This window comes from Dokdonella sp., from assembly GCF_019634775.1.
Taxonomy (GTDB): Bacteria; Pseudomonadota; Gammaproteobacteria; order Xanthomonadales; family Rhodanobacteraceae; genus Dokdonella.
In genome coordinates, this window is the sequence record NZ_JAHCAS010000001.1 from 1,239,299 (window position 1) to 1,258,967 (window position 19,669).

General features: G+C 62.0%; 22 protein-coding genes. 18 read left to right on the forward strand and 4 right to left on the reverse strand.

Going from position 1 to position 19,669, the window contains the following annotated elements; translation table 11 throughout:
* Positions 1 to 46: 46 nt before the first annotated feature.
* On the reverse strand, positions 47 to 1,060 hold the full coding sequence (locus KF907_RS05270; protein WP_291218837.1) for an integron integrase: 1,014 nt from the start codon (positions 1,058 to 1,060) through the stop codon (positions 47 to 49).
* Between the two features lie 674 nt (positions 1,061 to 1,734).
* Between KF907_RS05270 and KF907_RS05275 the strand changes: the two genes are divergently transcribed.
* From KF907_RS05275 to KF907_RS05350, 16 genes are all read left to right on the forward strand, one after another.
* Positions 1,735 to 2,406 (forward strand): hypothetical protein, encoded by a 672-nt coding sequence (locus KF907_RS05275; protein WP_291218838.1) that lies wholly within the window; start codon positions 1,735 to 1,737, stop codon positions 2,404 to 2,406.
* 195 nt (positions 2,407 to 2,601) lie between these two features.
* Positions 2,602 to 2,859 carry an energy transducer TonB gene (locus tag KF907_RS05280; protein WP_291220255.1) on the forward strand — a complete coding sequence of 86 codons (258 nt, stop codon included), beginning with the start codon at positions 2,602 to 2,604 and terminating at the stop codon, positions 2,857 to 2,859.
* A 100-nt stretch (positions 2,860 to 2,959) separates the two neighbouring features.
* Positions 2,960 to 3,418, forward strand: a complete 459-nt coding sequence (locus KF907_RS05285; RefSeq protein WP_291218839.1) for a hypothetical protein — start codon at positions 2,960 to 2,962, stop codon at positions 3,416 to 3,418.
* 84 nt (positions 3,419 to 3,502) lie between these two features.
* Positions 3,503 to 4,291, forward strand: a complete 789-nt coding sequence (locus KF907_RS05290; RefSeq protein WP_291218841.1) for a hypothetical protein — start codon at positions 3,503 to 3,505, stop codon at positions 4,289 to 4,291.
* A 110-nt stretch (positions 4,292 to 4,401) separates the two neighbouring features.
* Positions 4,402 to 4,872: a DUF695 domain-containing protein gene (locus KF907_RS05295; protein ID WP_291217692.1), complete on the forward strand. Its 471-nt coding sequence runs from the start codon at positions 4,402 to 4,404 to the stop codon at positions 4,870 to 4,872.
* 112 nt (positions 4,873 to 4,984) lie between these two features.
* A complete protein-coding gene (locus KF907_RS05300) occupies positions 4,985 to 5,371 on the forward strand; it encodes a hypothetical protein (protein WP_291218842.1) in 387 nt (128 codons plus the stop codon).
* A gap of 138 nt (positions 5,372 to 5,509) precedes the next feature.
* The gene (locus tag KF907_RS05305) at positions 5,510 to 6,034 is read left to right on the forward strand and encodes a DUF2726 domain-containing protein (protein ID WP_291218843.1); all 525 of its coding nucleotides are present in this window, start codon (positions 5,510 to 5,512) and stop codon (positions 6,032 to 6,034) included.
* 123 nt (positions 6,035 to 6,157) lie between these two features.
* A complete protein-coding gene (locus KF907_RS05310; RefSeq protein ID WP_291218844.1) occupies positions 6,158 to 6,619 on the forward strand; it encodes a hypothetical protein in 462 nt (153 codons plus the stop codon).
* A 563-nt stretch (positions 6,620 to 7,182) separates the two neighbouring features.
* Positions 7,183 to 7,614 (forward strand): hypothetical protein, encoded by a 432-nt coding sequence (locus KF907_RS05315; protein ID WP_291218845.1) that lies wholly within the window; start codon positions 7,183 to 7,185, stop codon positions 7,612 to 7,614.
* Positions 7,615 to 7,693: 79 nt separating this feature from the next.
* On the forward strand, positions 7,694 to 8,065 hold the full coding sequence (locus tag KF907_RS05320; RefSeq protein WP_291218846.1) for a RusA family crossover junction endodeoxyribonuclease: 372 nt from the start codon (positions 7,694 to 7,696) through the stop codon (positions 8,063 to 8,065).
* A gap of 123 nt (positions 8,066 to 8,188) precedes the next feature.
* Entirely contained in the window at positions 8,189 to 8,527 is a 339-nt protein-coding gene (locus tag KF907_RS05325; protein WP_291218847.1) for a hypothetical protein, read from the forward strand.
* Positions 8,528 to 8,846: 319 nt separating this feature from the next.
* Positions 8,847 to 10,184 carry a serine hydrolase domain-containing protein gene (locus KF907_RS05330; protein ID WP_291218848.1) on the forward strand — a complete coding sequence of 446 codons (1,338 nt, stop codon included), beginning with the start codon at positions 8,847 to 8,849 and terminating at the stop codon, positions 10,182 to 10,184.
* 129 nt (positions 10,185 to 10,313) lie between these two features.
* A complete protein-coding gene (locus KF907_RS05335) occupies positions 10,314 to 10,544 on the forward strand; it encodes a hexameric tyrosine-coordinated heme protein (protein ID WP_291218849.1) in 231 nt (76 codons plus the stop codon).
* Between the two features lie 228 nt (positions 10,545 to 10,772).
* Positions 10,773 to 11,570, forward strand: a complete 798-nt coding sequence (locus tag KF907_RS05340; RefSeq protein WP_291218851.1) for a glucose 1-dehydrogenase — start codon at positions 10,773 to 10,775, stop codon at positions 11,568 to 11,570.
* A gap of 90 nt (positions 11,571 to 11,660) precedes the next feature.
* A complete protein-coding gene (locus KF907_RS05345) occupies positions 11,661 to 12,062 on the forward strand; it encodes a hypothetical protein (protein WP_291218852.1) in 402 nt (133 codons plus the stop codon).
* A 500-nt stretch (positions 12,063 to 12,562) separates the two neighbouring features.
* Positions 12,563 to 12,823, forward strand: coding sequence for a VOC family protein (locus KF907_RS05350; RefSeq protein ID WP_291218853.1), 261 nt, complete (start codon positions 12,563 to 12,565; stop codon positions 12,821 to 12,823).
* A 154-nt stretch (positions 12,824 to 12,977) separates the two neighbouring features.
* Here KF907_RS05350 and KF907_RS05355 read toward each other — a convergent pair whose 3' ends face one another.
* On the reverse strand, positions 12,978 to 13,451 hold the full coding sequence (locus KF907_RS05355) for an ATP-binding protein (RefSeq protein ID WP_291218854.1): 474 nt from the start codon (positions 13,449 to 13,451) through the stop codon (positions 12,978 to 12,980).
* Between the two features lie 172 nt (positions 13,452 to 13,623).
* Positions 13,624 to 15,324: a tetratricopeptide repeat protein gene (locus KF907_RS05360; protein WP_291218855.1), complete on the reverse strand. Its 1,701-nt coding sequence runs from the start codon at positions 15,322 to 15,324 to the stop codon at positions 13,624 to 13,626.
* A gap of 199 nt (positions 15,325 to 15,523) precedes the next feature.
* On the opposite strand from KF907_RS05360, the gene KF907_RS05365 reads away from it, so the two are divergent.
* Positions 15,524 to 16,381, forward strand: coding sequence for an MBL fold metallo-hydrolase (locus tag KF907_RS05365; protein WP_291218856.1), 858 nt, complete (start codon positions 15,524 to 15,526; stop codon positions 16,379 to 16,381).
* The gene (locus tag KF907_RS05370) at positions 16,371 to 17,186 is read left to right on the forward strand and encodes a S1/P1 nuclease (protein WP_291218857.1); all 816 of its coding nucleotides are present in this window, start codon (positions 16,371 to 16,373) and stop codon (positions 17,184 to 17,186) included. The genes KF907_RS05365 and KF907_RS05370 overlap by 11 nt, the downstream gene beginning before the upstream one ends.
* 228 nt (positions 17,187 to 17,414) lie before the next feature.
* Here KF907_RS05370 and KF907_RS05375 read toward each other — a convergent pair whose 3' ends face one another.
* Positions 17,415 to 19,577 carry a hypothetical protein gene (locus KF907_RS05375; protein ID WP_291218858.1) on the reverse strand — a complete coding sequence of 721 codons (2,163 nt, stop codon included), beginning with the start codon at positions 19,575 to 19,577 and terminating at the stop codon, positions 17,415 to 17,417.
* Positions 19,578 to 19,669: the final 92 nt, after the last annotated feature.

The window sequence follows — 19,669 nt, forward strand, 5'->3', positions numbered from 1 at the left end:
CCCTGCATGGCATGGGCGTTGGTCGTTCGCCAAGCGGCGCTTCGCGTCAGCCCGCCCGGTCGAGCGGGCTGAGCACTCCTCGTCCCCCGCGGTTGAGGACGTGGGTGTAGATCTGCGTGGTCGACACGTCCTTGTGGCCGAGCAGTTCCTGGATCGTGCGCAGGTCATAGCCGGCTTCGAGCAGGTGCGTGGCGAAACTGTGGCGCAGCGTGTGCGCGCTGACCGGCTTGAGGATCCGGGCCTCGCCTCGCGCACGCTTCAACGCACGCGCAAGAATGGATTCGTCGAAGTGGTGGCGCCGCATCGTGCCGTCCAGTGGGTCGGCCGAACGATTCACCGAAGCGAACACGAACTGCCAGCCGGGGTCGCGCGCCGCACGCGGATACTTGCGTGCCAACGCGTGGGGCAGGCGTGCCTCGCCGAAACCATCGGCCAGATCGCGTCGATGGACCAGCAGCGCACGTTCGATTTCGCGCTGCAATGGCTCGACAAGGGAGCGCGGCAACATCGTGTGCCGGTCGTTGCCGCCCTTGCCATCGCGCACCAGAACTTCGTTGCGCATGAAGTCGACATCCTTGACGCGCAAACGCAGGCACTCCATCAGGCGCATGCCGGTGCCGTAGAGCAAGCTGGCGATCAGCCATGGGCGCCCTTCCATCGCCGCAAGCAACGCATGAACCTCGTCGCTCGAAAGTACCACCGGCAGCTTGCGCGGCCGCTTCGCCCTCACCACGCCTTCCAGCCATGGCAAGTCGATCCGAAGGACATTGCGGTACAGGAACAGGATCGCCGACAACGCCTGGTTCTGCGTGCTCGCCGCCACGCGACCCTGCATGGCCAGTCCGCTCAGGAAGGCTTCAACCTCCGCCGCCCCCAACTCCCGAGGGTGTCGACGGCCACTGGCAAGGATGAACCTGCGGATCCATCCGGTGTACGCCCTTTCGGTGTACAAGCTGTAGTGTTTGAGCCGCAATATGCGCCGAATCTCGTCGAACAGGCGCCGAGCGGGCCGGTCCGCCGCACCACTTGCTACCCCCTCCGATCCATCGTGATATTCCATAACGCCCCGCATCCGTCGACAACGCAGGTACGTTCAGTGAAATCCGTCGCCCCTGGAATCGGACAAAGGATTGATTTCATGTAGGAAAATCGCTTGACGCGCACCGCGCCGATGCTGAACGATCCATGCTACACCTCGGATTCGGGGTCTACTTGTAGTTAGGGCCCATGAGAGTTCTTCTCGCTGCCGTGACAGTTGCCGTTGCTCTTGGCGGTTGCGCAACATTGTCGCAACCTGCGAGTGAGCATCTGTCGCTGCATGTTGACTCCTACGAAGCAGGAAGCGGCGAGTTCAAACTGACGCTTCGGAACGACTCGTCGAGAGACGTGATGTTCTTGCACTACCTTGTGGCCTTCTCTGCAGATCTCCCGGCAAATCCTGTTTCCCGGCCATCCTTCCCGCCAGATGAGCCAATGATGCTTCACGACACACGCTTGGGACCGGGAGAGACATTTGAGATTATTGGCACTTGCTCCAGCAGTGGCACCTGTCGCGAGGCAGGTGTACACGCTGGCATCTACGCCTGCTGGTTCAACTCCAGGTGGGAGTGCAAAGAGTACTTGCGCATATGGTCGGAGACAGCGATAAATGAGCCCTAACAATTCATTCAAGCCGACGCCGCTTCGCGGCGCGGCTTAATTCAGGCGTTAGCTGCTAGGAGCAAGGACATCGCCATGTCCAGACTCATCTTCTCCCTTGCCCTTGCTGTGGCGCTTCTTCAGCCCGCTGCTGCGGCGGAGAACCTGCTTGTATTTGTCGGAGAGAAGATCTCCGTTGAAGAGTTCACGCCGGACTTGGGTCCGGACGAGATACTCATGGATGGAGCCTTCAAGGCAAAGTACCGCGTCATAGACGTGGTCTACGGTGAATACTCTGGACAAACAATAGAGTTTGAGGCCTACGATCACTATGGTCGCCCAGGATTTGAGCCCCACAAAAACGTCCTGCTATTCGTCTCAAAAGACGGGGGCCGCTACTTCCATCAGAAGTACCAGTACTTCCCAGTGTTCAGAACCTTGTCAGGCGTTTGGGCTGGCTGCGGGTCTCCGTACGCTTATGAGCCCGAGGTGCATCATGGCAACCTCAAGCCTCAAAAACTCGACTTTGGGAGTGACGCGTACTTCGACATCACTGGGCTAACTCGCAGAGATGTCCGCGAACGTTTTCCGCGTGCTCACTACCTCGTGAAAGATGGCCGCGCGTACTGCACGGAGGGCAATTCGGCTACCGAGCTGTTTGAGGTAAAGAAGCAAGGTGTCCTTAAGGCTCGCGGCCTGTTCAAAAGCGCAGCTAACAATTCGTTCAAGCCGAAACTGCTTCGCTCCGGCATCGGCGTGGCAGGTTAAGCTTGCCACGCCGCTACCTGCGCTACGCAGTTCGGCTTAACTCAGGTGTTAGCTTTCATGGCAAACGCTCTCGCGAGAGTTCTTTGGGTCCTAGCGCTCGTTGCGCCGTCGCAGGCGATGGGCTGCGAAGTTCTCGAAAAGCTTCCACATCCTGGCACTTTCAAGAGAGTGTGCCCGAACTTTCCATGTCCGCCGATGTATCCCAGAACTGCGGTTCGGGAGCGCTTGGAAGGTAATGTAGTCCTGAGAGTTCGAGTGGCAGCCGATGGATCGGTGCTCGGTGCTTCAATTCTCAAGGCGTCCGCCCACTCTGTGCTTGATGAGGCTGCGGTCCAATACGTTCGGGCAAGTCACTTCCCGGTCTACACTCCGCCTGGTTCCTCCGCACCAGCCTGCTACTTGGTGCGTGTGCCAATTGCGTTCCGCTTTGAGGGTTCTGTCGATAAAAGCTAACTATGTGTTCAAGCGGACCGCGCAGGACATGGCTTCTCAATCTGGTGGTCCGCGCGTGCGCGGCCGCTTAACACGGCGTTAGACCATTGGGATGAGCTCAGTGGAAAATGTGCAGCTTGCCAAGGTTGGCCCGTGGCAATTCGATATTCCGGAGGGCTGGCGTCACAAGGACAACGAGAGCAGCGAGTCGTACTTTGAGGCGCCCGATGGAGAAAAAGGGCTGTACGTAAAGTGCATCGAGTTACCCGATCCACAGGCCTCGCCGCAAGCTGTTGCGGAGTACGTGCAAGGCATTCACTTCAAGGCGTTCACCGAGCTCAGCGGCTCAAGGTGGACCGTGATGGGGCGTACGGTCGGAGAGCAAGAAGGCATTGTCCGGTCTGTCCTCGACCTCTACGACGCCCAAGCCAATTACCGTGTGCTTTCGCTGGTAGTTTGTGGCAAGCAACGGGCAGTTCAAATCACCGTGCACGACTACTGGTGTACCGACTATGGGGCAACTTGCAACGCTTTCGGCCCGTTGGTGGCGTCAGTCCATAACACGCAGCCAATGGTCTAACAACTCGGTCAAGCGGACCGTCGTCCCGCTACGCGGTCCGTCGGCCGCTTACCTCGGGCGTTAGCCCTCTTATCGAGATTCCACATGATTCGTTACATTCTTGCCATGACTCTCGCTTTTGGTTGCCTTGCGGCTTCTGCTGATGAGTCTTTGCCAAAAGAGCTACCGCCAGACCAAGAATCTGCCGCACTACAGGCGGCTGAAACCACCGGTTTGACCATTTACCGGCACGATCAGGCCGCTGCCGTTGCTACGGATGCCGCCCTTAAGCTACGTCAGTTCAAGAAGGACAAGCGCGTTAAGGGGTGGATCACCGAGGAGCATCAAGATCAAATTGTCGTCACCTTCATTGATCAAACACCAGCCGCCCTTTATCGGACTGTCGTTTCAAAAGATGGCGCTGCTGGCCCGGTAGCGGCAATGGAAACACCGGCTCCGCTTACCCTCTACGAGGCCGGCGCCGCAACTGCTCGCGCAGCCGCCTTGGCCTCCAAGTTTCAACCCTGTTCGGAGAACTACAACCCTGTGGTGCTGCCGACTACCGATTCTGGCAGCTGGGTTGTTTACCTGATTCCTGGAACAACCAAGAACAATGTTGTTCCAATAGGCGGCACCTATCGCGTCGCAGTAAGCGGCTCAAACGTCGTCTCGCAACGCGGCTTTACTCGCACCTGCATTGCATTGCAAACCGATCCACGTGCGGCAGGCCTCATGATTACTCACCTGCTAGATCCGATCCCCACAGAAGCTCATGTGTTCTGGAGCATCTGGGCCAAGAAACCTCTGTACGTTGCAACCCCGCCAAATGGAACCATCTGGGTCGTTGAGGGCAACAAGATCCGGCTGGTTGAGCGTAAGGCGGCAGAGGGCTAACAATTCGTTCAAGCCGAAACTACTTCGCTCCGGCATCGGCGTGGCAGGTTAAGCTTGCCACGCCGCTACCTGCGCTACGCAGTTCGGCTTAACTCAGGTGTTAGGCATCTGTGACAGAGAATCGCGTCCGCATAGTCTTACCAGAGCCGCATTACACGCTCTTCGACGCTAATCGCAACGACCTGCCAGAGGTCATTGTGGTCAATGACTCGCTCCTGACCTTCCGACACACCGAAATCTTCCCCTGGCACCTCGAGGTCAACATTCAGGCCCAGGACCTTGCTGAGGAAGGCATGCCTACCCCAGAAGAAAGCAAGCTTCTCTTCGAGATCGGCGACCGAATTGAGTCGGCCATTGAGGGGAACAACGCACTGTTCCTTGCACGTAGTACTTGGAATGGTCTCAGGCAATTGTCATTCCGCGTGCACAACCCAGAACTGGCCAATGACGCCCTGCAAGGACTCCTGGCAGAAAAGCCGCACACTCGGTTCTGGGAATTTCGCATGCACCATGACCCGGACTGGCATGACGCTGGCTACATCTTCAAGCTATTCCCGCTAGCAAGTGGAGCAGATGCCTAACAATTCGTTCAAGCCGAAACTGCTTCGCTCCGGCATCGGCGTGGCAGGTTAAGCTTGCCACGCCGCTACCTGCGCTACGCAGTTCGGCTTAACTCAGGTGTTAGAGGTAAAAATGAGACATTTCCCGCTCTCAATCATTGCACTCCTGGCATCGCTCGCCGTCGGCAACGCTTCCGCCGCCGAGCCTGCGACTAGCCCCTTAGTAGGCCGCTGGGTGCTTTGCGAAGACCCGGACGGCAGCCCAAAGGACTCTCTGGAGTTTTTCGCGGAGGGGTATGGGTTCAACCGCCGGCCCAACGCCCCTATGTCACCGTTCTTGTACAAAGAGGCGGCAGGCCAGCTACTTCTTATGGTCAACGCTCGCGGCAACCTCCTCAATATTTACCTCGGCGTGCCGGAAGACCACAGCCGCCTGACACTCAAGAGTGAGCGCACCGGCAATGAAGCGTCTTATGTGCGGGCGGGCGAAGAGCAAGAGCGCGGCTGCACAATCAAGTAGCTTTACCTCTAACAATTCGTTCAAGCCGAAATTGCTTCGTGGCACCGGCTGCGTGCTTACGCTACGCTAGCACGCAGCCGGTGCCACTACGCAATTCGGCTTAACTCAGGTGTTAGGTGCCATTGGGGAGCACGCCGCATGTCATGGATTTGGTTATTCGTTCTCGTGTTGGTCGTCTTCGTCGTTCTGGCTGCGCTCAAAGGCAAGACTGGCGGCTCAGGCGCCATCGGATTTCCGTACCAACTCGGCAAACCGCTCTTCTCGGCCGCAGAGCGTTCGTTCCTCGGCGTCCTGGATCAGGCCGTTGGTCCAGAGCACCGGGTCTTTGGCAAGGTGCGAGTGGCGGATATCGCCGCGGTCAAATCGGGCTTGGGCAATTCTGCTCGCCAAGGCGCGCTCAATCGTATTGCCGCCAAACACTTTGACTTTGTCGTTTGCCGCTCCGGCGATCTGTCGGTCATTTGCGCCGTTGAGCTCAATGACAAGTCGCACACTAGCCGCAAAGCGCAGTCCCGCGACGAGCTGCTGGCCAATGTGTGCCGCGCCATCGGCCTGCCGCTTCTCACCGTTCCGGCCAAGGCTGCATACTCGCTGCAAGATGTAAGGGCTCAGTTTCTGGCGTCGGTGGAGCCCGCACCCGTTGGTGTCAGGGTTGGCACCTAACAATGCGTTCAAGCCGAACCCGCTTCGTTACGCGAACCACATGGCAAAAAAAGCTTGCCATGTGGTTCGCTCCACTACGCAGGTCGGCTTAACTTAGGTGTTAGACCAATCATGGGAATTTTCATGCAACTTGTAAAACCAGCAATGGCATTAGCCATGTTACTAACCAGCACCACCGCGTTTGCTGGCGAGCACTCCGAGCGCCTATCAAAGTGCCTCATGGCGTCAACCACTGAAGAGGACAAGACCGCTCTCGTGCGTTGGATCTTTGGCGCCATATCCCGCTACCCTGAAGTCTCTGACATCGCCAATCTGTCACCTCAGACCTGGGATGAAATAACAAAAAGCAGCGCGCATGTACTCCAAAAGCTTATTGCGGACAAATGTGCAAGCGAGTCCCGAGACGCAATCCTCAACGAGGGCATGTCGGGCTACAAGAGCGCGTTCGAGACACTTGGCTCAACCGCTGTCGGCGGACTCATGTCTGATCCGGCCGTTGTGAAGGCATTCGCTGATCTTGAAACTCATATGAGCGAAGAAAAAATCATGAAAGCGCTCATGACCGGAACATCTCAAGGCGAGTGATTGGTCTAACAATTCGTTCAAGCCGAAACTGCTTCGCTCCGGCATCGGCGTGGCAGGTTAAGCTTGCCACACCGCTACCTGCGCTACGCAGTTCGGCTTAACTCAGGTGTTAGCCGCTATGCAGACGTACCCGCTCCATGACGCCGAGAATCGACTCTTCGCCTTCGAAGTGTCGAATCTCACGCTTGGACGGCGTGGGTTGTGCCGAATCGTCGAGACCATTCCGGGCGCCTCTCTTGTGCGGCGCCCGAAGGCGTTCTCGTGGCTGCGGGAAGACTCGTTCTGCGAGTGTCTGGTCGATGGGGAGCTATTCGAGGCCGAGGAGCCTTTCGGAGACAACAGCCGTTACTGGGTGGGGCCGCATCCGCCGCGGTGGATTGCGCAAACGGAGAGGGTGCATGACGCATTTCAGCGCTGGTAGTGCGGCTAACTATGCACTCCACCGGTCCTATTCCGCGCCGTGGCGCGCGCGTCCGTCGCACTCAAAAGCTTGCGCCTGCCGCGCGCGGCGAGCTCTGCCTGCGGCCGGTGAGCTCAATCGTTAGCTCAGCAAGGAGATCCACATGGGGTTGTTTGACATCTTTCGTAAGAAGCCAAAGAGCGTACTAGACGCGCTCAATGAGAACCCTCTGTTCAAGCAGCAGAAAGAACTCTATGAAGCCATGAGCCTCATGTGCCAGGACGGCGTTGATGCTGATGAAATGCCAAATGGGTACGGCGAATTTGGTATGACGCCATCCAACCCGATTCCTTGCAAGACTGTATTCGGCAGCACGTCATATCTCGCACGACTGCGCGCCCCTGACGGTGCAAAGGTTGTTTATGACCGTATTGGCTCGTTCGGTTCAGATGTAACCCCGCACCCCGTTGATGGATACGAAATTTCGCATCCCGATGGGCAAAAACTTGCGACCATTTACATATCACCTTATCAGCAACGTATTTCTCGTCGTGCCCCAAAAGGGTTCAACCTTGTTGATACGCCGCTGAGCTAACAATTCATTCAAGCCGACCGGCAACCCGCTGCGCGGGCTGCCAGCGGCTTAATTCAAGCGTTAGGCCACACACCATGCCATGTCGTACATCAACCATCTAATCAAGGGCGTCCCATACAGCCGCAACAAGAGTCGCGGCAATCTTGGCGCTGCGGATCAATGGTCGGAGCAGGTAAAGCTCCAGACCACGCACCTTCCGCGCGTAAAAGAGGCATGTGCGCTTAAAGTCACATTCCTACTCCCGCCCGACAAGTTCCCGGCGGACTTTCCACATGGCCCGGACCTGGATAACTTGCTCAAGCGGTTCATGGACGCCCTAAATGGCACAATCTTCGCTGACACACCCGGCGGAGATTCCTGTGTGGTCATGCTCACGGTCATGAAAACCAAGGTTTCTTCGCCTGCTGAGGCCGGTGCTCACCTTGAGGTTCTCCCCGTCAGTGTGGCCTAACAATTCGTTCAAGCCGAAACTGCTTCGCTCCGGCAACGGCGTGGCAGGTTAAGCTTGCCACGCCGTTACCTGCGCTACGCAGTTCGGCTTAAATCAGGTGTTAGGCGGCACAGGGAAGATTCTATGAAGTTTGAGTATCTGTTCTGGGTGTTCTTCGTAGGCGTTATCGCTCACTTGGCGTGGCGTTACTTCCGCAGTGGTCGCAGCCTTACCGGCGCCATGCTCGGTGGTCGTATCAGTAGAGAGATTGGCGAGATCTCATTGTCTCAAGGGTCATTCACTTCTCAGGTGCTGCGTGTCTTAGACATGGAGTCGCCTGAAGGTGAGCGCTTTATTGGACTCTCTGTAGTTTCAAAAGCCCCATTGGCTGCAAGCATGGTGTCATACCGTTTGAGTCGTGCCCAAGCTCAACAGCTCGTCTCGTTGCTACAGCGTGCAACAGGGTCGCAAGGTGCCGCCTAACAATTCGTTCAAGCCGAACCCGTGATCCTTTGTCGGCTTTGCCGCTGCTACCGTCTTTGCGTTAGCTGCCACAGGACAACTTGCGTTAGGGAGCAAGGCATTGTTGGCATGGCTACTCGGCGCGTTACTTGCCTCCATGGCGGCACGTCGGCTGAGGCCTAACAATTCGTTCAAGCCGAACCCGCTTCGCTCCGGCAACGGCGTGGCAGGTTAAGCTTGCCACGCAGTTGCCTGCGCTACGCAGTTCGGCTTAACTCAAGCGCTGGGCGCCCTTCCGCCCTGCAGTCAATATTCGAGGTAGGCTGTTTTTGGGGACGGTATGAACCCGCTACCACGCGATTACTCCGTTCTCTCCGTCGGCGCGATCGTGTTCGTGTCACTCATGGCGCCGATTGCGGCGTGTGCAGCGGAGCAGGCCTTCCCCGATGCCATCGAGAGCGACCCGGCAAGGCTTGGTTGGATGGTCGGCGCGCCGCCGCCGCCCGATCGGGTAGTGCGTTTCGACGATGGCAGCTATTTCCGCTTCCCGGCGATGCGCTGGAGCGTTTCCAACTTCCGTCAGCTGATGCCGACCGTCAACGTGTCCCGTGGCATCGGGCCGCCGAAAGCGCTGCCGAGGGCGATGCGCGACGACATTGACGGCGTGACGTTCACCCCACTCGGCGCCGATCGTCAGATGACCTGGGATGAATCCCTGCTGGCGAACTACACGGACGGTATTGTCATCCTGCACAAGGGCCGAGTTGTGCACGAGCGCTACTTCGGTGTCCTCCGCCCCGACGGGCAGCACGGCGCCATGTCCGTCACGAAGACCTTTGTTGGCACGTTGGCCGCGATGATGGTTGCCGAGGGAAAGCTGGATCCGGCGCGAAATGTCGCCGACTACGTTCCGGAGCTTGGAAGCTCTGCATTCGGTGACGCCACTGTACGTCAGGTCATGGACATGACGACCGGCATACGTTTCAGCGAAGACTACTCGGACCCGACCGCGGAAGTATGGGCGCACGCCGCAGCCGGCAACCCGCTTCCGAAGCCGCAGGACTACGCTGGCCCGCGGTCGTACTACGACTTTCTAAAGACCGTCGGGCCGGAAGGCAAGCACGGCCAAGCGTTCCACTACCGAACCGCCAACACCGATGCGCTCGGCTGGATCCTGGCGCGGGTAAGCGGGCGCTCGGTCGCGCAGCTTCTGTCCGAACGGATCTGGAGCAAGCTGGGCGCGGAGCAGGACGCCTACATGTCTGTCGATTCGACCGGGACGCCCTTTGCTGGCGGCGGCCTGAACATGGGGCTGCGCGACTTGGCGCGTTTTGGCGAGATGATCCGCAACGATGGTCGATACAACGGGCAGCAGATCGTCCCGAAGTCGGCAATCGACGACATTCGGCGTGGTGGCCACCGGGAGGCGTTCGCGAAGGCCGGCTATGATCTCCTCACTGGCTGGAGCTACCGCGCCATGTGGTGGGTCACTCACGACGAGGATGGCTCGATCATGGCCCGCGGGGTTCACGGCCAGGCGCTTTACATCAATCCAACAGCGCAGGTCGTCATCGCGCGCTTCGCCAGCCATCCAGTGGCGGGCAATGCCGCGAATGACCCGACCTCGCTGCCCGCATTTCGTGCCATGGCTCGGCACCTTATGCGGGCAAGCAGGTGAGGCGTTTGCAAGCAGCGCGCCCACCGGTAGTTGCAGCGGACCGCCTCCGGCGGCGGCTGCTGAACTCCGACGTTAGGCGCCGCACGCACATCGATTGGCTTTTCGATTCACGCGAAGGAGGACTGGGTAATGACTGATACATGGCTCACCACACTCATCACCGACACGCCTCAAGCTGGCTTCGAGCTGGCCATCACCCTGAGCAGACGCGGCGTCAAGTACACACAGCCCGACGTAGCCGTGCTCAAGAAGCTCCGTCCAGAGTATGCGGAGAGTGCTGAGGCTCTTACGGCCGCATCTCAGGTCGTTGCCACCAACTTTCAGACTATCGCCGCAGCAAACAACTACTGGCGCAGCTGATGTCAGTACCTCTCGCAACCTAGCCGGGTTGGCTGTCAGTCTCCCGCGTCAGCCGGAATCCTCTGCTACGGAGGGCGCTACGGGAAGTAACCGCGGCGGCGTCGAACAATTATTTGTTCAAGCCTAACCCGCTTCGCCTCAGCAACGGCGTGGCAGGTAAAGCTTGCCATGCTGCGTGTGCTGCGCAAGTCGGCATGACCCAGTGTTAGACATGGGGGGATATATTCGGTGCGTCTTGAAGGAAAAATAGCTCTTGTCACGGGCGCTGCGCGTGGAATTGGTGAAGCTATCGCAAGGGCCTTCGTTGCCGAGGGCGCGTTTGTCTACGTTACGGACATTGACCAGGATAACGGGAAGGCTGTTGTCCAATCCCTCAGTCATTCAGCCTCATTCGTGCTTCTCGACGTCCGCAGTGAGGAAATGTGGCGCGAAACCATTGAACTCATCATCCAGAAGCATGGCAGGCTTGATATCCTGGTCAACAATGCTGGCATCACAGGATTTGAGGAAACAGATGCACTTCATGATCCAGAAAATGCCTCCCTTGACGCTTGGCGCTCGGTACACCAGACAAATCTAGACGGCGTATTTCTTGGCTGCAAATATGCTATTCGCGCAATGCGCAGTACCGGCACAGGCTCCATTATTAATATATCCTCTCGTTCTGGACTCGTCGGCATACCTACCGCTGCAGCCTATGCGTCAAGCAAAGCTGCGGTTCGCAATCACACCAAGAGCGTTGCGCTGTATTGCGCCCAGCAAGGGATGAAAGTGCGTTGCAACTCAATCCACCCTGCGGCAATAATGACCCCCATGTGGGAGCCGATGCTGGGCAGCGGCCCGGATCGAGAGTCGAATATTGCTATGCTGGTTCAGGATACGCCACTGAGACGCTTTGGAATGCCCGAGGAAGTGGCTGCCGTGGCGGTCATGCTCGCCGCCGATGAATCCAGCTACATTACCGGTGCGGAAATCAATATTGACGGTGGCATTCTTGCCGGTTCTGCTGGCACACCTTCAAAGTAGGTTAGCCTTGTGTCTAACAGTTCATCCAAGCCGAGGCCGCTTCGCGACGCAACTTAACTCATGCATTAGTCACCATGGATACAGTTCGCCATGCCTCCATTCTTTGAACAGTTGAGCTTCATTAGCGCAATCCTGGCCGGGTTCGCCTTCACTGTCGTGGTTGGCTTGCTGCCGTTGCGCTCGACATCGCGTGTATTTCCTTTGGTATTTGCAGCCGCTCTTGCGGCGGCGCTCTCACTGATGATTGCGTCCGTTGCCGCAGTCCTTACCGGCCTGGGCGTCGCGGAGAAATTCATCGATAGCCAAAAGTCTCATGAAATGCTGGAAATTGTCTCTGAGGCGTTCTTGCTTGGCATTATCTCTCTGGTGGTCACCTTTGGCTGCTGTGGCTGGTTGCACAGCAAACGCGTTGGGATTATCGCAACTACGCTGGCATCACTCGCAGCCTGCGTTTTAGCCATCGTCATTATCCCGTTCCTGAGGTCATCGTGAAGTGGCCCAACAGTTCATTCCATGGGCTGATCGAAATTCGTGGCACTTCGATCGAGCACGACGAATGCGGAGCCCTTGTTCATGGGCTTGAATTTGGCAGGCTGCATTGACAGTGGATGTTCTGATCAATCCCACAACGGCGTCACCGTCCTGTGCGGGATTGATCAGGGCATCCCGAGCGGCAGAGGTTTGGCGCGGCAAGCGACGCTGATGTACGGCAACGTGTCCGGTGCGCATGTACGGATTGACACAATGCAGGTCCGGTCCACCCGCTCCACTGATCGGACTGTGTCTGGCCGGGCAGGGATGCATCACAATATGCGCGCCCGCACGTCGAGAGCGTCGCTGACCGCATGAGAGCGGAGTCGTATTTCATCCTGTACGTCGCTGATCAACAGCGGAGCACGGCGTTCTACACATCCGTTCTCGCGCGTGCGCCGCGCTTGTTCGTTCCCGGGATGAGCGAGTTTGATCTTCCTGGCGGCGGGGTCCTTGGGCTGATGCCCGAACATGGCATTCGCAAGCTGCTTGGTGCTGGCTTGCCTGACCCGGCGGCTGCGAACGGGGTTCCGCGTTGCGAGCTGTACGTTCTGGTCGCCGAACCGGATCGCTGGCATGGGCGGGCACTGCTGGCCGGCGCGCGCGAACTCAGTCCGCTTGCGCCACGCTCCTGGGGGCACGATGCCGCCTACTCGCTGGATCCGGATGGCCACGTACTCGCGTTTGCCGCGGATTCGGACGACACGCGCGCAGCGCTCTGACTATTTCGACCGGGGCGTTCCGTGGGCGCACCGCGCCCGGTGCGGTTGCCGTCGCCGGCGGGACAGGTTCACCGACGCGCCGGTCGAGGCTGCGGCACAGGAGGGAACTCTGCACGGATCGACCAATCCAGCGAGCCGGTCGGGCTGCTCTGGATCATGCGGGTTCCGGTTGCGGCGCAGGCTCGGTCTGATTGGGAATGGCCAGTTCCACGCGTACACGGTTCTCGCCGCGGGCGTGCCGCCACGCGAAGTGCTGCGTCAGGGCGCGCACCATGGCGATGCCAACTCCGCCGATGGCGGCATCGGCGAGCGTGGCTGGCTGGTCGGGACAGGCGTGCGTGGTCGGGTCGAATGCGTCGGCTCGGTAGCGCAGCAGCGCCGCGACCATGCCGCCACGACGGCGCACGATGACGTGCACGCAGCCGCGCGCGCGAACGGCATGCATGATGACGTTGGCGAGCAGCTCGTCGAGTACGGTTGCCAGGCCGTGCCGCGCTTCGGCGGCGATGCCAGCGGCGGCGAGATCGTTGTCGAGCCGATCGGCGAAGCGGCCGACCGCACTGCGCGCGCGCGCGACTCGATAGCGCCAGCGTCGCGTCGGCCCTGCCCCTGCCATCTGCTGCTGCATGCCCCGACCCTCCCACCTGCATCGTGGAACAGGTGCGGCGGCGAGGCAACGTGTGTGCTCGTGAAGGCAGTCAAGGGCGGTTGATGCCGGCGACTGGACGGCCGAGCCGGGCGACGGGGGAGCGAGTTCGGAGGGGGAAGCGGCGCCATGGCGCCTGCGGACCCGCGCCCCTTCACGGTTTGCGTGGTGGTGCTGCTACCGCTGGCTTGGGTGGCACACTCGGGCGCGGCGGCTTCAGCAGGGGGTGCGATTCGGCCCACGGACGGGTCGGCATCTGCTTGGCCTGGAAACGCTGGAACAGCTCGCGGTACTGCGCGGTCGCGACCTTGTCGCCGAGCGTCGCCGCTTCATAGATCGCGCTGCCTTGGGTTTCCGCGGCTTCGTCCCAGCGGCCATTCGCGGCCAAGGCGAGAGCATACGTCTCGGCGACCTGCGCGAGGTTCTTTTCCGGCGCCTGCCGATAGAGGGCTTCGGCTTGGCCAAGTACGGCCTTCTTCTGCTCGGGAGTGGCTGCCGGGCAGGTGCTGACCGCGCGGATGTGCAGGTCGGCGAACAGGGGATCGCGTGCGTGTTTCCTGGCGTTGTCGGCAGCCTCGCGCAGGCCGGTCGAACACTGTCCGGCGATGAACTCGGCGGCGAGCAGGTGAGCCCAGTTCTCGGCATCGTCGGGTTGGATCGTCGTGGCCGCGCGGTAGGCGGCAATGGCATCGGCGGCGCGGCCGCTGCGCAGGGCGAGGTTGCCGAGCGCGACTTGCGGACGCGGCGCTTTTGGATCGGCCACGGTCGCGCGCTCGTAGGCGTTGCGCGCACCGGCGTCGTCACCGGCGACCTCGGCGATGAAGCCTTGCGTCAACCAGGCCAGTACGGACTTGGGGGCGGCCCGCGTCGCGGCGGTCGCGCGTGCCTTTGCAGCTTCGACGCGGCCATCGGCTGCCTCGATACGCGCATAGGTCGACAGCAGGGCGACATCGTTGGCCTGCTTGGTCAGCGCCTTGTCGAGCACGCCACGCGCTTCGGCGTACTTGCCGTTCGCGGCAAGAAAATGCGCCTCGCCGATGGCTGCTTCTCGCGGATCGGACGTCGACTGCTCGGCCGGCACTCGTGCCGGACTTGCGGCGGTGGCGGCGAGGTTGCTGATGACCGGTGCCGGCAGCAGGCGCGCGAGCAACGGATCGCGCAGGAACGGCGGAACGTCGCCGATCTTGCCTTGGGCTTCGCGTGCCGCCTTGGTGTCGCCAGCGGCTTCGTGCGCGCGCGCGAGCGCGCCGTACAGTGCGGTTGCGCGCGGATCCAGGCGCAACGCCTCCTCAAGATAGGCGACCGCTTCCTTGTAGTGCTGTTTGCGATAGGCGACATCCGCGAGCATCGCGCGCAATGCGGGTTCGCGCTCATGGTCGGCGAGTGCCGCGGCAAGCAGCTTGCCGGCGCCGTCGACGTCATCGATGCGCAGCAGTTCCCCGGCCAGGGCGATGCGCGTGGGCAGGTACATGCCATTCAGCTTGAGCGATTTCTCGAACGCCGCGCGCGCCACCTCGTGCTTGCCCTGCATGCGTGCCAGTGCGCCCTGCAGGTAGGGCCAACGATCGTCGAGCGGGGCGGCGATGGCGGCGTTGTCGATCGCCACTCGGGTGGCATCGATCAGGCGCGCGCGCGCGTAGGCTGCACCAATGTCGCCATAGAGCTCCGCCAGGGCGACTCCGGACTTGCCGACGATGGCCTTGTCGAAATTGGCGCGCGCTTCGCGCAGTTGTGCAATCTCGGCCGCGTCGAGCTTCGAGAGATCGGGTTGCGGCAACGGCGTGTAGGTCTGCGCGAACGCGATTCCACCCGACAGCGCGAGGACGACCAGGGCGGAGAGCAGTCTGTGCTTCATGCGGAACACCGTGCGGCGAATTCGTTCGGGGCGCGCAGTGTAGCGGTTGCAGACCAGAGCCGGGTCGCGACCGCGTTTCCGCGGCGAAGTTCGGTCGTTGATCCGCGGGCCGCCGCCGCATCATGGCCTGGCCCTTGTGCCGCCGCTCCGACTGTCCCTACATTGACCCGCCGTGCCGGTTGCCGGCCCAGGAGTTGCGATGAACCCGGTGGTGCGCAGTTTTCACCACGCCGAGAGTGGCAGCTGGACGCACGTCATGGTCGATCCGGCGACCCGCCGCGCCGCGGTGGTCGATCCGGTGCTCGACTTTGATGCGGCCAGCGGTCGCGTGCACCCAGCCAGTGCGCGGCGCGTTCTCGAATACGTGGGCACGGCTGGACTCGTGGTCGACTGGATCCTCGAGACGCATGCGCATGCCGACCACCTGACCGCCGCGGCGTGGATGCAGCAGGCGATCGTGCCGCGGCCGCGCCTCGGCATTGGAGCCGGCATCGCCCGCGTGCAGGCGCACTTCTCGCGCGTATTCGATGTCGAGTTCGACGATGCGTCCTTCGATGCGCGTTTCGCCGACGGCGAGCGCTTCCAGATTGGCGACCTCGTCGCGCATGCATTGGCCACGCCGGGACATACCCCGGATGGGGTGAGCTATCTGGTCGGCGATGCCGTGTTCGTCGGCGACACGTTGTTCGCACCGCGCGCAGGCAGTGCGCGCTGCGATTTCCCGGGCGGCGATGCAGCATGTTTGCATGCCTCTATCCAGCGCCTGTATGCGCTGGCGCCGACGACGCGCGTGTTCCTCGCCCACGACTATCCGGCGGCGGGCGAAGCGCCGCTCGCCGAGACCACGATCGGCGCACAGATGGCCACCAACATCCATGTGCGCGCCGACACCAGCGAAGCGGAGTTCGTCAAACTGCGCACGACGCGTGATGCGGGCCTGGCGGTGCCGAAGCTGCTGTGGCCGGCCTTGCAGGTCAACCTGCGCGGCGGTCGCCTGCCGCCGGCCGCGGCGAACGGCACACGATATCTGAGGATTCCCCTGCGTGATGACTGCTGAAACCATGGCCTGCCTGCTGGGCCTTGCACGTGCCGCCCTTGTCGTGTTCGCCGTGCAGGCGGGCACTGCCATGGCCTGGTCGGAAGCCGGACATCGCATCGTCGCGGCAATGGCCGAGGCGCGTCTGTCGCCGGGTGTCGATGCGCAGGTGCGCGCATTGCTCGCCGTCAGTGGTGCACAGTCGATGGCCGACGTGGCCGGCTGGGCCGACGATGTGCGCAAGGATCCGCAGCAGCGCGAACTGGCGCGGGCGACCACGAAGCTCCACTTCATCAATTTCGCCGATGCGCGCTGTCGCTACGATGCGGCACGTGACTGCCCAGGTGGCCAATGCATCGTCGCCGGCATCGACCACTACACGGCGGTACTCGCCGACCGCAAACGACCGGATGCCGAGCGTGCCGAAGCACTGCGTTTCCTCGTCCATTTCGTCGGCGACGTGCACCAGCCGCTGCATGCCGGCTACCGCAGTGATCGTGGCGGCAACGACCACCAACTGCAATTCGACGGCAAGGGCACCAACCTGCATGCGATCTGGGACACCCAGGTTTTGCGCAGTCGCCGGCTCGGCTGGCGTGCCTATGCCGATGCGATCCAGCCACGCCCCGACCTGCGCGCCGCTGGAACGCCGCGCGACTGGGCCGAGGAATCCTGTCGCATCAGTCGCGACGACGGCCTCTATCCACGTTCGCGCAAGCTCCGCGAGGCCTATCTGGCGCGGATGCGTCCGCTCGCCGAGCGCCGCCTGCGCCTGGCGGCGGTGCGCCTGGCGGACCGGCTGGAGGCTGCGTTGGGGCGGGATTGAGGAGCGCTTCGTGGGAGCCCGTTTGCGGGCGATGCTTCCTGTGGGTGATCGTGTGGAAAAACATCGCCCGTGAACGGGCTCCTGCCGAAGCGAAGGCAAGGCCACAAAAAAACCCGCCGGGCATTGCTGCCACGGCGGGTTCTCCCTCCCCACGAGTCGATTCGCTCGACGGCGCGATATTAATGATTCGTTACGGAATGCCACGCCGCGGCGCAGCATGTGGCGGATTCAGCGGGCGGGGATCAATGCGGGGCGGTCGGCGAACCACTCGCGTGCGCGGCGCAGGTGGAACTCGCGGCGTTTGCCGTCGAGTTCGAGGCCGAGGGCGAGCTTGCGCCAGCCGAGCAGCAGGTCGCCGCGCGGGTTCGCACGGTCGACGTGCAGGCGTGCCTTCACGTCGAAGCGATTGTTGTTGGCCGCTACGCGGTCGAGCAGCAGGCGCCGGCCGTCGATGCGCACCGCGCCCCTGGCGTCGACGCGACCGGCATCGAGCAGGCCGAGCACCCAGGCCGGGTAGTCGCGGTGGCGGGTGTACAGGGCAAGCAGCAGGCCGATGTCCTGCAGGCCGATGCGCGCTTCCGCGTCGAGCCTGAACGGCCGGGACGCCTCGATGCGCGCACGCTCGGCAACGATCTCGGCCCACCAGGTCCGCCCGGCGGCGCGCTCGTCGTCGGGCAGGCTGAGGTTGCGCAGCGTGAGCTTGCTGCCGTCGAGGTCGAAATGGCGACTCTTGAGATCGCTGCCGCCGATGCGGGCGTCGAGGTCGAAGTCGCCGCCGAGCGTGGCCGCGCCGAACCGTGCGCGCATTTTTCGCGCGGCGAGGGTGATGCGGCCGCGCGTGATGCGGCCTTCGGAGTCGAGTTCGAGATCGCTGCCGACCTGCGCATTGCCGGAGGCGATGTCGAGCGCATCGCCAGGCAGCCAGGCATTGAGCGGACGCAGGTCGGGCACGTGGGCGTCGGCGAAGCGAAGGCGGGTCTTCGCCGACTCGCGGAAGTCGCGCAGGTCGCCGCCGGCATCGAGGTCGATGCGCAGGCCCTTGCCGTGCACGAGTCTCACGCTGGGCTGGTCGGCATCGGCGATATCGTAACGGTCGAGTTCGAGGGTGACGCTGGCACGCTGGTCATCCGTGCCCTTCGTCAAGGTGCCATTGGCGTGCGCGCGACCACCGAAGCGGTAGCCGCCGACCACCGCGACGAGCTCGACCTCGGGCACGCGTGCGTGCGAGCCCGGTTCGAGCCGGCCGTTGGCGATCTTCAGCGCCGCGTCGACGCGGCCGGCGCCTTCGAGTTGCAGCCATGGGGCCTTGACCAGCAAGGGCGTGAGCCACTCGAGCGAGGCGAAGTGCCAGTCGATGTCGAGCGTGCCGGAGGTCTTCGCCAGCAGGTTCGCGGGGGCGACGAGTTCACGCAGGTCGCGTTCGGTGACGCGCATCTGCCCGCGCACCTCACCGCTGTCGCCGGGTGGCGGCGGCAGGCGCAGGTTCACGTCGAGCCCTTCCTCGACCACGCCGAGGTGCAGCACGGCTTCGTCGTCGAGCTGCGCAGCGCCGCGGGTTGCGTGCAGTGGCAGGCGCAGGTCGATGGCGCCTTGCGGGGCGAGCGCGCCGCGCGCGAACGCGAGGTTCGCGTCGAGCCGGCCGCCGGCACCGTCATCGACGATCACACCATGCCACTGCCCGCCGGCGCCGAGATCGGCGGACAGGCTCGGCGTGCGTCCGCCGAGGCGAAGTTCGCCATCGGCCAGGCCTAGCCGGGCGAGGCCGGGTGCTTCCTCGCGGCGATGGCGCGCGATCGCGAAGCGCGCATCGAGCGTGCCCTCGCGCAGCAGCACGTGTTTTCCGGCGGCGACGCGCAGGTCGGTGAGTGCCGCGGTCGAGGGCAGCACTTCGAGTGGTCCGCCGCGCAGCTGCTTGGTGAAGGCAAAGCTCGCCTGGCCGCGCAGGTCGATGTCAAAGGCGCCGGCGCGCAGGTGGCGCGGCGACGTGGTGAAGATGCGCTCGAAGCGCATCAGCCAGCCGCCTTCGCGTGCCGGCGGTGGCGTCATTTCCTCGTCAACGCGATCGATCGTTGCGCTGACCTCGTCCGCCTCCACCCAGGGCAGGCGCAACTCGCGCGAGAACAGCGGCAGGATCGTGATGCGGCCTTTTGCGCGCTTCGCCTGAGCCGACCATTGCACATGGCGCACATGGCCTTTCAGCTCGACGTTCCACAACACGACATGGCCGGGCCAGGCGGTGAAGCCGCGCGACCACTCGAGCTGAAACCGCTCCGGCTTGCGGTTGATCGCCCACGATCCGAGCGGCGTGTTGAGGAACAGGTTGCCGGCGACCAGGTAGAGCACGGCGAGCGCAAGCAGGACGCCGGCGAGGCGACGGAACAGGCGCGGCATGGAAATCCCCCGTGGAAGGCCGATGGCCCGCACGATCGGCGATCCGGCGCGGCCGCGCAAGCCGCGGGGGTATCGCGGCTTGCGGTGGGTGA

What these genes read in the sequence shown, in the direction of transcription:
- KF907_RS05350 (WP_291218853.1), top strand. Translation starts at nt 12,563, where the DNA reads ATGCCCGAACATGGCATTCGCAAGCTGCTTGGTGCTGGCTTGCCTGAC.
- KF907_RS05290 (WP_291218841.1), top strand. Translation starts at nt 3,503, where the DNA reads ATGATTCGTTACATTCTTGCCATGACTCTCGCTTTTGGTTGCCTTGCG.
- KF907_RS05360 (WP_291218855.1), bottom strand. Translation starts at nt 15,324, where the DNA reads ATGAAGCACAGACTGCTCTCCGCCCTGGTCGTCCTCGCGCTGTCGGGT.
- KF907_RS05305 (WP_291218843.1), top strand. Translation starts at nt 5,510, where the DNA reads ATGTCATGGATTTGGTTATTCGTTCTCGTGTTGGTCGTCTTCGTCGTT.
- KF907_RS05275 (WP_291218838.1), top strand. Translation starts at nt 1,735, where the DNA reads ATGTCCAGACTCATCTTCTCCCTTGCCCTTGCTGTGGCGCTTCTTCAG.
- KF907_RS05335 (WP_291218849.1), top strand. Translation starts at nt 10,314, where the DNA reads ATGACTGATACATGGCTCACCACACTCATCACCGACACGCCTCAAGCT.
- KF907_RS05355 (WP_291218854.1), bottom strand. Translation starts at nt 13,451, where the DNA reads ATGCAGCAGCAGATGGCAGGGGCAGGGCCGACGCGACGCTGGCGCTAT.
- KF907_RS05280 (WP_291220255.1), top strand. Translation starts at nt 2,602, where the DNA reads ATGTATCCCAGAACTGCGGTTCGGGAGCGCTTGGAAGGTAATGTAGTC.
- KF907_RS05325 (WP_291218847.1), top strand. Translation starts at nt 8,189, where the DNA reads ATGAAGTTTGAGTATCTGTTCTGGGTGTTCTTCGTAGGCGTTATCGCT.
- KF907_RS05365 (WP_291218856.1), top strand. Translation starts at nt 15,524, where the DNA reads ATGAACCCGGTGGTGCGCAGTTTTCACCACGCCGAGAGTGGCAGCTGG.
- KF907_RS05375 (WP_291218858.1), bottom strand. Translation starts at nt 19,577, where the DNA reads ATGCCGCGCCTGTTCCGTCGCCTCGCCGGCGTCCTGCTTGCGCTCGCC.
- KF907_RS05310 (WP_291218844.1), top strand. Translation starts at nt 6,158, where the DNA reads ATGCAACTTGTAAAACCAGCAATGGCATTAGCCATGTTACTAACCAGC.
- KF907_RS05330 (WP_291218848.1), top strand. Translation starts at nt 8,847, where the DNA reads ATGAACCCGCTACCACGCGATTACTCCGTTCTCTCCGTCGGCGCGATC.
- KF907_RS05320 (WP_291218846.1), top strand. Translation starts at nt 7,694, where the DNA reads ATGTCGTACATCAACCATCTAATCAAGGGCGTCCCATACAGCCGCAAC.
- KF907_RS05370 (WP_291218857.1), top strand. Translation starts at nt 16,371, where the DNA reads ATGACTGCTGAAACCATGGCCTGCCTGCTGGGCCTTGCACGTGCCGCC.
- KF907_RS05270 (WP_291218837.1), bottom strand. Translation starts at nt 1,060, where the DNA reads ATGGAATATCACGATGGATCGGAGGGGGTAGCAAGTGGTGCGGCGGAC.
- KF907_RS05345 (WP_291218852.1), top strand. Translation starts at nt 11,661, where the DNA reads ATGCCTCCATTCTTTGAACAGTTGAGCTTCATTAGCGCAATCCTGGCC.
- KF907_RS05300 (WP_291218842.1), top strand. Translation starts at nt 4,985, where the DNA reads ATGAGACATTTCCCGCTCTCAATCATTGCACTCCTGGCATCGCTCGCC.
- KF907_RS05315 (WP_291218845.1), top strand. Translation starts at nt 7,183, where the DNA reads ATGGGGTTGTTTGACATCTTTCGTAAGAAGCCAAAGAGCGTACTAGAC.